We start from the raw sequence: 13,090 nt of genomic DNA on the forward strand, positions 1-13,090 counted from the left end.
GAGCTGCCGATGCGCGGTGGGCTTCCTTGTAGCAGCTCGGCGCTCAGGGGACGGCGGGGTGCGCCGCAAACACGTGTCATCCGATCACTGGATCGATCTAGTGATCCGTGGGTAACGTGCTCGCAATCAACCCCGGTCAACCGGTCGACTTGCTCTCTGCCTATTACTAGATCGATCTAGTCGAATGATCGCACTGACTGAAGGAGCCGCACGCATGACCACTCCCAGCCTCCAGGACGGGATCGACAAGGCCGGATCGCCGGTCGCGCTGCTGTGGAAGCCGGGCGCCGCCCCCTGGACCCCCGAGGTCGTCGAGCGCGAGTACGCCGGCTGGCGCCAGGAGCAGGCCGCCTGGCACCGGGGCGTGGCGCTGCTCAACCTCTCGCACCACATGTTCGACCTGTTCATCGAGGGTCCGGACGCGCTGCGGCTGCTGAGCGAGACCGGCTCGAACAGCTTCGAGGACTTCGCCGTCGGCCAGGCCAAGCAGTTCGTGCCGGTGACCGCGAACGGGCACATCGTCACCGACGGCATCCTGGCACGCGACGGCGAGCAGTCCTTCACCCTCAGCGGCGTCCCGGCCGCCCAGCACTGGGTGCAGTACCACGGCGAGAGGAACGGCTACGACGTCTCGTTCCGCACCGACCCGTCCTCGGCGTTCCGCAAGGGCGGGGACCCGGTGCTGTTCCGCTACCAGGTCCAGGGGCCGCTGGCGGCCGAGCTGATCGAGCGGGTCTTCGGCGGACCGCTGCCCAAGACCAGGTTCTTCCACTCCAGCCCGGTCGAGCTGGACGGCCGCCGCTTCCGCGCGCTGCGGCACGGCATGGCCGGCCAGGCCGGGTTCGAGTTCATCGGCCCCTGGGAGCACGGGCAGTACGTGCAGGACGCGCTGCTGCGCGAGGGCGAGCCGCTGGGCCTGGTGCGGGTGGGCGCGCTGGCCTACACCACGCCCAGTGTGGAGAGCGGCTGGGTCCCCTCCCCGGTGCCCGGCATCTACACCGACCCCGAGCTGCTGGAATACCGGCGCCAGCTGGCGCTGTTCGGCATCGAGGGCCAGCGCCCGCTGAACGGCAGCTACTTCTCCCCGGACATCGAGGACTACTACTGCACGCCCTACGACCTCGGCTACGGCAAGGTCGTGTCCTTCAACCACGACTTCATCGGCCGCGAGGCGCTGCAGAGGGCCGCCGCCCAGCCGCACCGCGCCAAGGTCACCCTGGTCCTCGACCCCGGGGAGGTGCGCCGGGTGCTGGGGCAGGACCCGGGTTTCGTGCTGACCTACTCGCGCCACCGCATCGAGCACCAGGGCCGGTTGGTCGGGGTCACCATGCAGACCGCCTCCATCGACCCGGTCGGCACCGTGCTGGGCCTGTCGCTGGTCGACAGCCCGTACGCAACGCCGGGTACGCAGGTCGAGGTCGTCTGGGGCCAGCACCCCGGCGGCGGAACCGCGCCCGAGGCCGACCTCGGGTTCCCGCGCATCCGCGCCACCGTCCAGGCGGCCCCGTTCAACCAGCACGCCCGCACCCTGTACCGCCACAACGCCTGAGCAGCGCGCCGCCCGCCCCCGCCGCACCGGGAGCGGGCCCGGCCCGGCCGCCCGCCTCCCCTGTCGCCGTCCGGGCCGCCGCGCGCGGCAGACACCGAAACGAGGAATCCGATGAACCCCGGCACCCCGCTGTCCGAGACCCTGGCCCCGCCGCTGATGGACGACTTCTCGCTGGAGATGACCGGCAAGGACGTGGCCGGACTCGAACAGGCCCGCACCGCCATCCCGGCCGGCACCCGGATCAACGTCACCTTCCTGGGCAACGAGGACCTGGCCATGCGCCGCGAGGCCGCCCGCGCCGTGCGGCGCCTGGGCTTCGTGCCCGTCCCGCACATCTCCGCGCGCCGCCTGGCCTCGCGCGCCGCCTTCGAGGAGTTCCTGGCCGCCCTCGAGGCCGACGGCACCAGCGGGGAGGTGTTCGCGGTCGGCGGCGACCCGGCCACCCCCCACGGCCCCTACCCCGATGCCCTGTCGCTGATCCGCTCCGGACTGCTGCCGCAGTACGGCGTGCGCAGCGTGGGCATCAGCGGCTACCCCGAGGGCCATCCCGCGATCGCGGACTCCGCCCTGTGGGCGGCTCTTGAGGACAAGTCCGCAGCGCTGCGTGAGGAGCGGATGAGCGGCAGTGTGATCACGCAGTTCGGGTTCGACGTGGACCCGGTGCTGGACTGGCTGGAGGAACTGCGCGAGCGCGGCATCGACCTGCCGGTGCGCATCGGGGTGCCCGGCCCGGCCGGGGTGCGCCGGCTGATGGGCTACGCGGCCCGCTTCGGGGTGGGCACCAGCGCCTCGATCGCCAGGAAGTACGGGTTCTCACTGACCAACCTGATGGGCACGACCGGCCCCGACCGGTTCCTGCGCGCCCTGACCCGGCGTCACGACCAGCGCCGCCACGGCCGGGTCAGTGTGCACCTCTACACCTTCGGCGGCCTGGAGGCGACCTCCGCCTGGGCCGCCCGCTTCAGCAAGGAAGGCTGAGATGACCCTCACTCAGGAAACCCCCGCCCGCCCCCGTCAGGCGGCCGGGGCCAACACGGCCACCCTCATCGTCCAGGGCCCGGACCGCACCGGCCTGGTCGCCGCGGTCGCCTCCACGCTGGCCCTGCACGGCGCCAACATCCTGGCCCTGGACCAGTACTCCGACGACCCGTACGGCGGCGCATTCTTCCAGCGCACCGTGTTCGGACTGGAGAACCTGCCGGCCGCCCTGCCCCGGCTGCGCGAGGACCTGGACACCCAGGTCGCCGCCGCCTCCGGACTGAGCTTCACGCTGCGCGACACCTCCGTGCCCAAGCGCGTGGCCATCTTCGCCTCCAAGTCCGACCACTGCCTGCTGGACCTGCTGTGGCGGCACCGACGTGGTGAGCTGCCAGTGACCGTGGCCATGGTCGTCTCCAACCACCCCGACGTCGCCGAGGAGGTCCGCGGCTTCGGCATCCCCTTCTTCCACGTGCCCTCCGCCGGACCCGACAAGTCCGCGGCCGAAGCCCAGCACCTGCGCCTGGTGCGCGACAACGTCGACTTCATCGTCCTGGCCCGCTACATGCAGATCCTGTCAGCGGACTTCATCGAGCAGGCGGGCGTGCCCATCATCAACATCCACCACTCGTTCCTGCCCGCGTTCATCGGCGCCGGCCCCTACGCCAAGGCCAAGGAACGCGGCGTCAAGCTCGTCGGCGCCACCGCCCACTACGTGACCGCCGACCTGGACGAGGGACCCATCATCGAACAGGACGTCGTCCGCGTCACCCACGCCCAGAGCACCGCCGACCTGATGCGGCGCGGCGCGGACGTCGAGCGGGCCGTGCTGTCGCGCGCCGTGCTGTGGCACGCCGAGGACCGCGTCATCCGCCACGGCAACCACACCATCGTCTTCACCTGAGCCGGCGCCCCGCGCCGGCGCGGACCGCTCGCCACGAACAGAGAAGGAGGCGTCCCGCCACCATGACCACCACCATCGACGGCCGCAAGGTCGCGCAGCGGATCCGAACCGGCGTGGCCGAGGACGTGGCCCGCGCTGCCAGGCTCGGCGGCCCGGTACCGGGACTGGCGACCATCCTGGTCGGGGACGACCCGGCCAGCACCGTCTACGTGGCGGCCAAGCGCCGCGCCGTCCGCGAGGCGGGCATGCGCGACTTCCACCGCTCGCTGCCCGCGACCAGCACCCACGACCAGGTCGCGGCCGTCATCGACGAACTGGCCCTGGACCCGGAGGTCTCCGGCATCCTGCTGCAACTCCCGCTCCCCGGCGCACTGGACGCCGCCGCCCTGATCGACCGCATCCCGGTGGGCAAGGACGTCGACGGCCTGACCACCGCCAGCGCCGGACTGCTGACCCGCGGCCGGTTCGGTCTGCGCCCCTGCACCCCCAGCGGCGTGATCGAACTCCTGGACGCCGCCCGGGTCCCCCTGCGCGGCGCGCACGCAGCCGTGGTCGGCTGGGGCGAACTGGTCGGCCGCCCCATGGCGCAACTCCTGCTGCGCCGTGGCGCGACGGTGACCGTCGCCCACGAGCACACCCCCGACCTCGCCGCGGTCACCCGCCCCGCCGACGTCCTCGTGGTGGCCACCGGGGTGCTCGGCCTGATCGGCCCCGAACACGTCAAGCCCGGAGCAGCAGTCATCGACGTCGGCATCCACCGCACCGACCGGGGCCTGAGAGGAGACGTGCGCACCGCCGAACTCGACGGCATCGCCGGATGCATCACCCCGGTACCCGGCGGCGTGGGACCCATGACCATCGCGATGCTGATGGTCAACACCCTGCAGGCCGCCCGGTGGGCGGCAGACCCCGGCACACCCCCCGGCACACCGCCCAGCACACCCTCACCACCTCCACGGCCCTGCCCGCCTGACCGCCCGGTTCGGGCACAGCACATCACCCCGACCGGGGCCGCACCAGGCCGGCGTCATAGGCGGCTATGACGAGCTGAGCCCGGTCGCGCGCGCCGAGCTTCATGAGCAGGCGGCCGATGTGGGTCTTGGCGGTGGACAGACTGACGTGGAGCCGGTCGGCGATCTCGGTGTTGGACAGGCCCAGGCCGATGAGGGTCAGCACTTCGCGCTCGCGCTCCGTGGTCTCGTGGAGCGCCGCTGATGGTGGCCGCCCGGCCTCGGGACTTCGGGTGAACTCCTCAATGAGCCTGCGGGTCACGGCCGGGGCGAGCAGTGCTTCGCCGGCCGCGACGACGCGAATCGCGGCGAGCAGGTCGCCCGGCGGAGTGTCCTTGAGGAGGAAGCCGCTGGCGCCGGCGCGCAAGGCGGCGAAGACGTACTCGTCGATGCCGAACGTGGTCAGGATCAGGATTCTGACTCCCGTGGTACCCGGTGACGACATGATCCGCCGGGTCGCCTCGATGCCGTCGAGATCCGGCATTCGGATGTCCATCAGGACGACGTCGGGCCGCTCGCTTCCGGCGAGCCGGACGGCTTCGGCTCCCGTTGCCGCTTCCCCGACGGCGGTGAGGTCGGCGGCGGTGTCGACCAGGATGCGGAAACTGCCGCGGACGAGTGCCTGGTCGTCGGCGACGAGTACGCGGATCACCTGGCCAGGGCTCCCGGACGGATGACCGACCTCGGGAACGGCGCCTCGCCGGTCACGCCGCCGTACCCGACGCAGGTGACGGACCGGAACGGTGCAGCGGGCCCGAACCGTCCGTCAGCCCCGACCCGCGCAGCGAGAACCGCGCAGCGACCCGGAATCCGCGCTCCGGCCCCGGACCGGCCTCGAACTCGCCTCCGTACATGCCCACCCGCTCCCTCATCCCCACGAGGCCGTGGCCCGGCCCCTGGATGCCGCTGTTGCCGCGCATTCCGCGTCCGCAGTCCGTCACTTCAAGCGCCAGTGCATCGTCCGCATACGTCACCGTGACCCGGCAGTCGCCGGCCGCGGCGTGCTTGATGACATTGGTGACGGCCTCCTGGATCACCCGGTAGGCCGCGAGGTCGATCCCGGCGGACAGGTGCGGCCGACTACCCCTGACGCACAGGGCGACCCGAACGCCGGCTTCGGCCGCCCGCTCGACCAGCGCCTTCAGATCCTCGAGCCCGGGAGCGGGCCCGAGCCTGTCACCCTGGTCGTCGGCGCGGAGCACCCCCAGCATGGCCCGCATCTCGGCCAGTGCGTTCCGACTGATCCCCTCGATCGACGCCAGAGCACGGGGCGCCTCCTCCGGCCGCTCGGCGACGACGAAGTTCGCGACCCCCGCCTGCACCGCGATCAGGCTCAACGTGTGCGCGACGACGTCGTGCAGCTCCCGCGCGATCTGCAGCCGGTCCTCCACCAGCATCGCCCGCGCGCGCCGCTCCGCGAGATCCTGCATCCCGGCCGAGTAGGCCCGCTGCTGCCGGACCAGCAACCCCGTCAGCCAGGCGCCACTGATCAGTACCGCGTTCGCGCCGAGATAGCCGTAGCCGTTCGGGAACGGATGCGCGGCGACGAAGCCGATCGTCGTCACGGCCACTGTCCCGATCAGCAGCAGCAGCGCCTTGCGTCGCGGGAACCGCAGCGGGACGAGGTAGACGACAAAGGCGATCGCGACAGCCGGCTGCTCAGGCAGATAGCTCCGCACCATGACAGCCACCCACGCGACGACGACCACGGCCAGCACCGTCCGCGGCCAGATCCTCCGCAGAGCGGCAGGGAGCATCGCGGCGGTGACCAGTGCGGAGTCCAGGACCTGAGAGCCCACCAGACCGCTCGCCCCTCGGAACGTCGTCCGGTAGAGGAAGGTGAGGAACAGGACGGCCACGCAGTCGACCGCGACCCAGTGCGCGGGTGTCAGGCGCTTCAGCAGCGGCGCATGCAGCGGGTCCATGCCCAGACGATAACTCCCGTATCCGCCATGCGAGTCGTACCTGGGTACAACCCGCCCCGTGGTACCTGCGGCCAGCTCAGGGCCTTGAACACTGCCCCGTGGTCGGACGCTGTCCCGAAGCGCCGACGGCACCGTTGGAGCCATGAGAGACATCCGGATCCCGCACCGCCGAACCGATCGCAAGCGATCATGACCCCCGTCCTCGTGGCCGACGCGCTCAGCAAGCGCTACCGCACGACCTGGGCACTCACCGACTGCAACCTGTCCATCCCGGCCGGCCACGTCGTCGGCCTGGTCGGGCCGAACGGCGCCGGAAAGTCGACGCTGCTGAACCTGGCCGTCGGGCTGACCCCGCCGACCTCGGGCAGTGTCGAGGTCCTCGGCAGACGTCCCGGGTCGTCTCGCGCCCAGCTCGCACGAGTCGGCTTCGTCGCACAGAATCCCTCGCTCTACACAGCGCTCTCGGTTGCCGACCACCTCAAGCTCGGGGCCAGGCTCAACCGGACCTGGGACGCGCCGTACGCGCAGCGACGGATCGACAGGCTCGGCGTGGACCCCGGCCGGAGTGCCGGGGAACTGTCCGGCGGGCAGCTCGCCCAGCTCGCCCTGACGATGGCGATCGCCAAGCGGCCCGAACTGCTGATCCTCGACGAGCCGGTGGCCAGCCTCGACCCGCTGGCCCGCCGGGACTTCCTGACGGAGCTGGCCGACGCGGTGGGCGAAGCCGACATGAGCGTCATCCTCTCCTCGCACCTGATCACCGATCTGGAGCGGGTGTGCGACTACCTCATCGTGCTGACGTCCGCGCGCGTGCAGGTCGCCGGACCGGTGAAGGAACTGCTCGCCGGGCACCGCGTCGTAGCCCCTCCGGACGACGCCGATGATCGGCGGAGCCCGTCCGTCATCAGCATCGGCGAACTGGCCGACCGCGCTGCGCAGGACCCCGCGTGGAGCGCACCGCAACCGAGCCTGGAAGACCTCGTCCTGGCGTACCTGAGCCGCGACCCAACCCCTGGTGGCAACCGGACCGTTCTGGAGGCACGGCAATGATCTGGCTCACCTGGCGCCAATTCCGCACGCAGGCCATGGTGGCGCTCGGCGTCCTCGCAGGTGTCGCGGTCCTCTTCTGCCTCACCGGCCAGAATCTGCACCAGATCTTCGACTCCAGCGGGATCGCCACCTGCCGTACCGCTGACGCGTGTTCCGCGGCACAATCGGCGTTCCTGGACCGAGTGAAGGGCGACAGCCTCTACCCGGTCCTCTATTTCGCCGGTATCGGCGGCAGCTACCTCGCGCTGGCCGCCATGGGGATGTTCTGGGGCGCTCCGCTCATCGCCCGCGAACTGGAGGCCGGGACGTTCCGCCTGACCTGGAACCAGAGCACCACCCGCACACGCTGGCTGGCCGTCAAGCTGGGTGTCACCACGCTCACCGGCATGGCTGCCGCGGGGCTCTGCAGCTGGCTGATCACCTGGTGGTCCGGGCCCATCGACAGGGCAGACGCCATGCCGGGCTACAACACACAGGCGATCCCGAACCGGTTCAACCCCCTGATCTTCGGCGCGCGGGACGTCCTGCCGGTGGGCTGCGCCGCGTTCGCCCTCGTCCTCGGCATCACCATCGGACTGCTCGTGCGCCGGACCCTGCCCGCGATGGCCGTCACCTTCGCGGTATTCGTAGCCGCCCTGGTCGTGCTGCCCATCACCGTCTGGCCGCACATCGCTACGCCGCAACACACCGTCACCGCGCTCCGGACGAGCGGGGGACCGGGCACGCACTACGACCAGGAGGGCAGTCGCATGTCAGTGAGCATGGAGGTCAACATCCCTGGAGCCTGGGTCCTCTCGACGCAGACCGTGGACCCGGCCGGACGCCCGTTCACCGGACCGGTGACCCCGGCCTGCGCGGCGACGAACGCGACACCGCAGGCATGCTTCGCATCGATCGACCGGCTGAACCTGCGTCAAGTGGTGACGTACCAGCCTGCCAGCCGCTACTGGCGGTTCCAATGGTCCGAGACGGCTGCCTACCTGGTGCTCGCCGGGATCATGACAGCGTTCTGCATCCGGCGCATCCGTCTGTCGGAGGCGCGTCCGGCCCAGTAGTCTCACCCGCTGTCTTCGGGGATGGACACGGCACGGCACACCAGACCGAGGCACTACCGCCAGGCGCTCGCGGAAGCCGACCCGCGGGAACCGTCGGTACGGTCCCGCTCGGATGCGGAACTCACCCTGCACGAGGGACTGGTGCGGTGGTGTTGTCCTGGGGCTACGTCAGCGGTCTGCCGCCCGGCCCAGGCGCCGGCGAAGGGCGCCGTCGTCGTTCAACGGCATGACCGTCAGGGTGCGCGGCCGGGCCGGTGTAGTGGTGAAGCGTGCGATCGTGGTGCCGACCAGGGTGCTCTCCGCCAGGTGATCGCGCTTCCCTTTGTCCCCGGTTCTGCTCACGCAGCTCTCCTCCCAGACCCGTAGGTCGGCGCTGGACAGGATGATGCCGTCGCCGCCGTGGCGCGCGCCGTGACGGCGCAGCTGCCGTCGGGCGTCGGCGCGAACGACTCTGACCAGCCGCGTCCATCCGTCCATCTGCTGATTGGCCCATGAGTCGGCCATCTCCCGGGTCGCAGAGTTGTCGTGGCGCACCCCGATCGAGGTGGCGACGAGCAGGTCCACCGGCACCCATCCGGCGCCAAGGAGCTTGGCGAAGCCCAGCCCGTCCAGATGGGAGGTGAACGGGCGGGGCGGCCGCACCGGTCCGGCCGCCCGCACCGCGGTACCGATCACCTGGAACTCCTGGCAGTTCGCAGCGGCCGGGAACGGGGCCATCGTCAGCTGAGCCGCCACCACGCCGTCACCGCCCAGCGCGACGCACTCGGCGTTCATGCGCGCCAGTGCGGTACGCCGGGCCGCGTCGTACGCCTGCACCAGAGCGGCACACGGTGCCCCGCCACCCGACAACGCGACCGGAGCCACACTGAAGGCATCGCCCTGATCGGTGTATCCGCAAGCGAGGTACCCCGGATACGGGCCGGCACGGTCGATGTGAACGACCGTCGACCCCATCACCTGACCCACCGGCTCGAAGCCGACCGACCTGATCGCGGCGAATTCCCCCGCCGACAGCGCCGACGACCATGCACCACCGGACCCGCCCCGGGCCACTCGCGCCGCAGCCACCGGCGGCAACCCGGCCCCATCCCACGACAGCGACACCCGTCCCCCCACCCCTGCCCCAGCCAGCCCCCGGAGCCTACGCCCAGCAGCGCAGGCCGTACACCGTGGAGCCTCTGCACCTTCCACAACGGCCGCCGAAGCCCGACCAGGTTCGATCCATGGCGCGGTGGGACGGCAGGGACGGACTCAGCCGGCCGCGGACCAGTGCCGGAAGGCGGCGTCCAGACCGTCGACCAGGCGGGCGAAGCTGGTGTCGACGGACTGGGCCAGGCCGAAGCCACCGGCGGTCTCCAGGCTGGTGAAGCCGTGGAGGGTGGCGCGCAGGGCGCGGACGGCGTCGACGGCGTCCGCGCCCTCGATGCCGTATCCCTTGAGGACCGAGGCGAGGACGGTGACTGCGGCGACACCTGCCTGGGCGTGCTCGGTGTCGTCGGGGGCCGGGGCGGCCACTCCGGCGGCGGCCAGGCCGGGGTGGGCGGTGGCGAAGGCGCGGTAGGCGTGGGCCACGGCGTGCAGGGCGTCCCGACCGGCCAGGCCGGCCGCGGCCATCGCCATGGCGGCGGTCAGCTCGCGGACGGCATGGACGGCGAGGTCGCGTCTGACCGCGTCCAGGCCCTCGACATGCTTGTAGAGGCCGGGAAGAGAGACGCCGCAGCGCTTGGCGACGGCGGCCAGAGTCAGCCGTTCCAAGCCGTTCTCGTCGGCGACGGCGGCCGCCTCCGCGGTGATGCGGAGGCGGTTGAGACCGGGGCGTGGGGGCACCTGCGGATCACCGCGCCTTGCGGGGGAGACTGATGCCGGTGCTGGTCACCCAGAGCATCAGCAGCGGCAGGGAGAGGTAGGCGAGCGAGGTCAAGCCGCCGAGCAGCAGCAGGTAGCCGATGCCGGATCCGGCGATGGTCAAGGCCAGTGCGTAGCCGGGCAGGCGCAGCCAGGTGGCAGCGACACCGGACCGGGACAGTGAGGCGCCGGCCAGCGCGAGCACGGCAAGGACGAGCATCTTCACACCGTCCATCCTATTGACCAGTTCGAACAGCAGATGTGCCTCCCCGGTCGCGCCGCGCGGAACCGAGGAGAGCACCAGGACCAGCCCCAGCACGCACTGCACGGTCGAGATCGCCGCAGCCGAGGCGGCAGCGACCGCGGTGGTCCGCGCGGCGCGCAGCAGCCCGGCCCGACGGGCCGCCCGCGCCAGCGCCAGGCCGACCACGGCCAGCCCCAGGGCCGGGAGCCCCTCGGAGAGCAGGTACTGCGCCGTCGCGCCGACCTTCTGCGCGCCGTAGGCGGCCGCAATCTGCTGCCCGTCCGCCGTCGCGCTGACGTTGCCGGGCCCGACCGACAGTGCGGCGATCCAGGAGAGCGAATAGGCGACACCGACGACCGCAAGGGCCGTGGGGCGGTACCGCGGTCGGACGGCCGTCCCGGTGGTGGCGGCGGGAGTGGGGACGTTGATCGTGGTCATGACTGGCTGCTCCTCGAAGTTGGTTAACCTCACTCGCTATAAGTTAGTGGCATTAACCACGAAGTGCAAGGGGCTCTGCACCCCACTGGGGACGACACAGCGTGGTCGCTCTCGATTCCCCAATTCGTGGTGGTGTGTCGGGTAGGCCGACATCGTGCCGGGCGAAAGGGTGGTACGAGTCCCCGATTCACAAGGAGCGCGCATGCCCGAAGTCACCACCCCCTACCCGACCGGCACCCCGTGCTGGGTGGACCTGATGGCGAAGGACCAGCACGCGGCGTTGGACTTCTACCGCGACCTGCTCGGCTGGCAGGGACAGCCCGGCCCGGAAGAGTTCGGCGGGTACGCGGTCTGCGAGCTGAACGGTAAAGCCGTAGCAGGGATCGGCCCGGTGATGGCGCCCGAGGGAATGCCGGAGCCCCCGACCGTGTGGACCAGCTACCTGGCCACCACGGACGCCCAGGCCACCCAGGACGCGATCGTCTCGGCCGGCGGCACGGTGCTCGTCCCGACCATGGACGTCGGCAACCTGGGCCGGATGACGGTGGCCGCCGACCCGCAGGGTGCGGTGTTCGGTGTGTGGCAGCCCGGTGAGTTCTTCGGCGCGCAGGTGGTCAACGAAGCCGGCGCGCTGACCTGGAACGAGCTGCACACCAGCGACGTACAGGCCGCCACCGCGTTCTACCGCGAGGCATTCGGGATCGAGATCGCGCCGCTGAACGGCGCCGACTCCTACTGGGAGTTGCGGGTCGGCGACCGCGCCGTCGGCGGTGTCACCCTGCTGGCCAATGACCCGCCCGGCACGCCGGCGCACTGGCTGACGTACTTCGCCGTCGACGACGTGGACTCGACCGTGGACGCGCTGGTCAAGCGAGGCGGCACGGTGCTGGCGCCCCCGTTCGACATGATGGCCGGCCGGATGACGGTGGTCGCCGACCCGCAGGGCGCCCCGTTCGCCATGATCAAGCCCCAGCCCATGGCCTAGGCATTGCACGGCCCGCCCGAAATCCGGGCGGGCCGGTCGGCGGGCACTCCTCGCCGGCGGAGCGCGCCATCGACGGGCGGGGGAGGTCGTGGCCGACGCCCCGAGATGTCACCGTTCAGAGGTTCTTCATGCTGTCGATGATCCGCTGGAGCGTAGCCGTGGGAAGCCCTGCTCGGCGCGGGGGAGCGGTCTCGGTCTCGGTCCGCTTGCGCCGTGGCAGCGTGGCGGCGCGCTGGCGTGCGAGCAGGGCGGGGAGCGCGAGGACGATGTCGGGGAGCGCCATCCTCGCCAGTGCCAGGTTCGCCTCGGCGCGCAGCAGCGTCACCTGGACAAAGGCGTGACCACCGGTGGGAACGGGTGTGGTCTGCATGAGCGAGGTGTAGTGCCGGCCGGTCAGGACCAGTTCTTCCGGCGGTTCCCCTGCCCGTGCGTAGGCGAGGCTGCTGCGCGCTGTCAGTTGGGCCAGTCCTTCGGGCGCCTTGGGGTGTCGGGCGCTCAGCGTGTTGTCCCCGCTGAGGTCCCCCAGCAGTGCGGCTGCGCTTCCCGGGATGCGCAGGGCCCGGTCCAGCGCCTCGGCGAGCGAGGTGACGGGCCCGGCTTCGGCGTGTGGCTGCCAGACGGCGAGGGATGCGCCCACGGTTCAGTTCCTGGTCGGTGTACGGGCGTTGGGGTCAGAGGGCGAGATTGTCCTCGATCTGACGCAGCCTCAGGCGGGCCAGGGCCAGGTTGGCGCGGTTCCGGTCCAGAGCCAGGTAGAGGAAGTGGCCCTGGCTGCCCTGCTTGGTGAGTGGTCGGATGAGGTGGTACTGGCTGGTGAGGGTGATCAGGATGTCCTCGATGCCCTCGTGGTGCAGGTTGAGCATCTCCAGGGTGCGCAGCTTGGCGCGCACGACTTCGGTGTTGCCGGCGGCTGCGACGCTGAGGTCCAGGCCGGTGCCGCCTCCCTCGAATCCCAGCGCCATCCCGCTGGTGTAGTCGACGACTGCGACGCCGATCGCTCCGTCGATCGCCATGGCTTCTTTGAGCGCGATATCGATGTTCGGCATGGCGACGACTCTAGGGAGATCCCACAAACGGACTGACTGAATGTCGGAAGTCTTTGGGTTC

At 71.0% G+C, this 13,090-nt stretch carries 14 protein-coding genes; 7 read left to right on the forward strand and 7 right to left on the reverse strand.

The features are described 5' to 3' along the window. Positions 1 to 214 precede the first annotated feature (214 nt). From ABUW04_RS09400 to ABUW04_RS09415, 4 genes are all read left to right on the forward strand, one after another. A complete protein-coding gene (locus ABUW04_RS09400; RefSeq protein WP_380564003.1) occupies positions 215 to 1,549 on the forward strand; it encodes an aminomethyl transferase family protein in 1,335 nt (444 codons plus the stop codon). A gap of 111 nt (positions 1,550 to 1,660) precedes the next feature. Continuing rightward, positions 1,661 to 2,527, forward strand: coding sequence for a methylenetetrahydrofolate reductase (locus tag ABUW04_RS09405; RefSeq protein WP_380564004.1), 867 nt, complete (start codon positions 1,661 to 1,663; stop codon positions 2,525 to 2,527). A gap of 1 nt (position 2,528) precedes the next feature. After that, positions 2,529 to 3,431 (forward strand): formyltetrahydrofolate deformylase, encoded by a 903-nt coding sequence (gene purU, locus ABUW04_RS09410; protein WP_380564006.1) that lies wholly within the window; start codon positions 2,529 to 2,531, stop codon positions 3,429 to 3,431. A gap of 62 nt (positions 3,432 to 3,493) precedes the next feature. Further along, positions 3,494 to 4,474, forward strand: coding sequence for a bifunctional 5,10-methylenetetrahydrofolate dehydrogenase/5,10-methenyltetrahydrofolate cyclohydrolase (locus ABUW04_RS09415; RefSeq protein ID WP_380564007.1), 981 nt, complete (start codon positions 3,494 to 3,496; stop codon positions 4,472 to 4,474). Here ABUW04_RS09415 and ABUW04_RS09420 read toward each other — a convergent pair. Further along, entirely contained in the window at positions 4,428 to 5,093 is a 666-nt protein-coding gene (locus ABUW04_RS09420; protein ID WP_380564008.1) for a response regulator, read from the reverse strand. The two genes, ABUW04_RS09415 and ABUW04_RS09420, sit on opposite strands and share 47 nt — an antisense overlap. A gap of 52 nt (positions 5,094 to 5,145) precedes the next feature. Further along, positions 5,146 to 6,366: a sensor histidine kinase gene (locus ABUW04_RS09425; RefSeq protein WP_380564009.1), complete on the reverse strand. Its 1,221-nt coding sequence runs from the start codon at positions 6,364 to 6,366 to the stop codon at positions 5,146 to 5,148. A 204-nt stretch (positions 6,367 to 6,570) separates the two neighbouring features. Between ABUW04_RS09425 and ABUW04_RS09430 the strand changes: the two genes are divergently transcribed. Together ABUW04_RS09430 and ABUW04_RS09435 are read left to right on the forward strand one after the other, a co-directional pair. After that, the gene (locus ABUW04_RS09430) at positions 6,571 to 7,416 is read left to right on the forward strand and encodes an ABC transporter ATP-binding protein (protein WP_380564011.1); all 846 of its coding nucleotides are present in this window, start codon (positions 6,571 to 6,573) and stop codon (positions 7,414 to 7,416) included. Further along, positions 7,413 to 8,471 (forward strand): transporter, encoded by a 1,059-nt coding sequence (locus ABUW04_RS09435; protein ID WP_380564012.1) that lies wholly within the window; start codon positions 7,413 to 7,415, stop codon positions 8,469 to 8,471. The genes ABUW04_RS09430 and ABUW04_RS09435 overlap by 4 nt, the downstream gene beginning before the upstream one ends. A gap of 168 nt (positions 8,472 to 8,639) precedes the next feature. Here the strand turns inward: ABUW04_RS09435 and ABUW04_RS09440 are convergent, their stop codons facing one another. The 3 genes from ABUW04_RS09440 to ABUW04_RS09450 all read right to left on the reverse strand — a co-directional run bounded on the left by ABUW04_RS09440 (position 8,640) and on the right by ABUW04_RS09450 (position 10,998). After that, the gene (locus tag ABUW04_RS09440) at positions 8,640 to 9,575 is read right to left on the reverse strand and encodes a heavy metal-binding domain-containing protein (protein WP_380564014.1); all 936 of its coding nucleotides are present in this window, start codon (positions 9,573 to 9,575) and stop codon (positions 8,640 to 8,642) included. Between the two features lie 147 nt (positions 9,576 to 9,722). Further along, positions 9,723 to 10,298 carry a TetR/AcrR family transcriptional regulator gene (locus tag ABUW04_RS09445; RefSeq protein ID WP_380564015.1) on the reverse strand — a complete coding sequence of 192 codons (576 nt, stop codon included), beginning with the start codon at positions 10,296 to 10,298 and terminating at the stop codon, positions 9,723 to 9,725. Between the two features lie 7 nt (positions 10,299 to 10,305). Beyond that, positions 10,306 to 10,998 carry a hypothetical protein gene (locus tag ABUW04_RS09450; protein ID WP_380564017.1) on the reverse strand — a complete coding sequence of 231 codons (693 nt, stop codon included), beginning with the start codon at positions 10,996 to 10,998 and terminating at the stop codon, positions 10,306 to 10,308. A 202-nt stretch (positions 10,999 to 11,200) separates the two neighbouring features. Between ABUW04_RS09450 and ABUW04_RS09455 the strand changes: the two genes are divergently transcribed. Next, on the forward strand, positions 11,201 to 11,983 hold the full coding sequence (locus ABUW04_RS09455) for a VOC family protein (protein WP_380564018.1): 783 nt from the start codon (positions 11,201 to 11,203) through the stop codon (positions 11,981 to 11,983). 115 nt (positions 11,984 to 12,098) lie between these two features. Here the strand turns inward: ABUW04_RS09455 and ABUW04_RS09460 are convergent, their stop codons facing one another. Both ABUW04_RS09460 and ABUW04_RS09465 read right to left on the reverse strand, forming a co-directional pair. Beyond that, entirely contained in the window at positions 12,099 to 12,620 is a 522-nt protein-coding gene (locus ABUW04_RS09460) for a hypothetical protein (protein ID WP_380564019.1), read from the reverse strand. A gap of 34 nt (positions 12,621 to 12,654) precedes the next feature. Further along, the gene (locus tag ABUW04_RS09465; RefSeq protein WP_030255261.1) at positions 12,655 to 13,029 is read right to left on the reverse strand and encodes a hypothetical protein; all 375 of its coding nucleotides are present in this window, start codon (positions 13,027 to 13,029) and stop codon (positions 12,655 to 12,657) included. Positions 13,030 to 13,090: the final 61 nt, after the last annotated feature.

It is taken from the genome of Streptacidiphilus jeojiensis (assembly GCF_042510965.1).
Classification (GTDB): domain Bacteria; phylum Actinomycetota; class Actinomycetes; order Streptomycetales; family Streptomycetaceae; genus Streptacidiphilus; species Streptacidiphilus jeojiensis.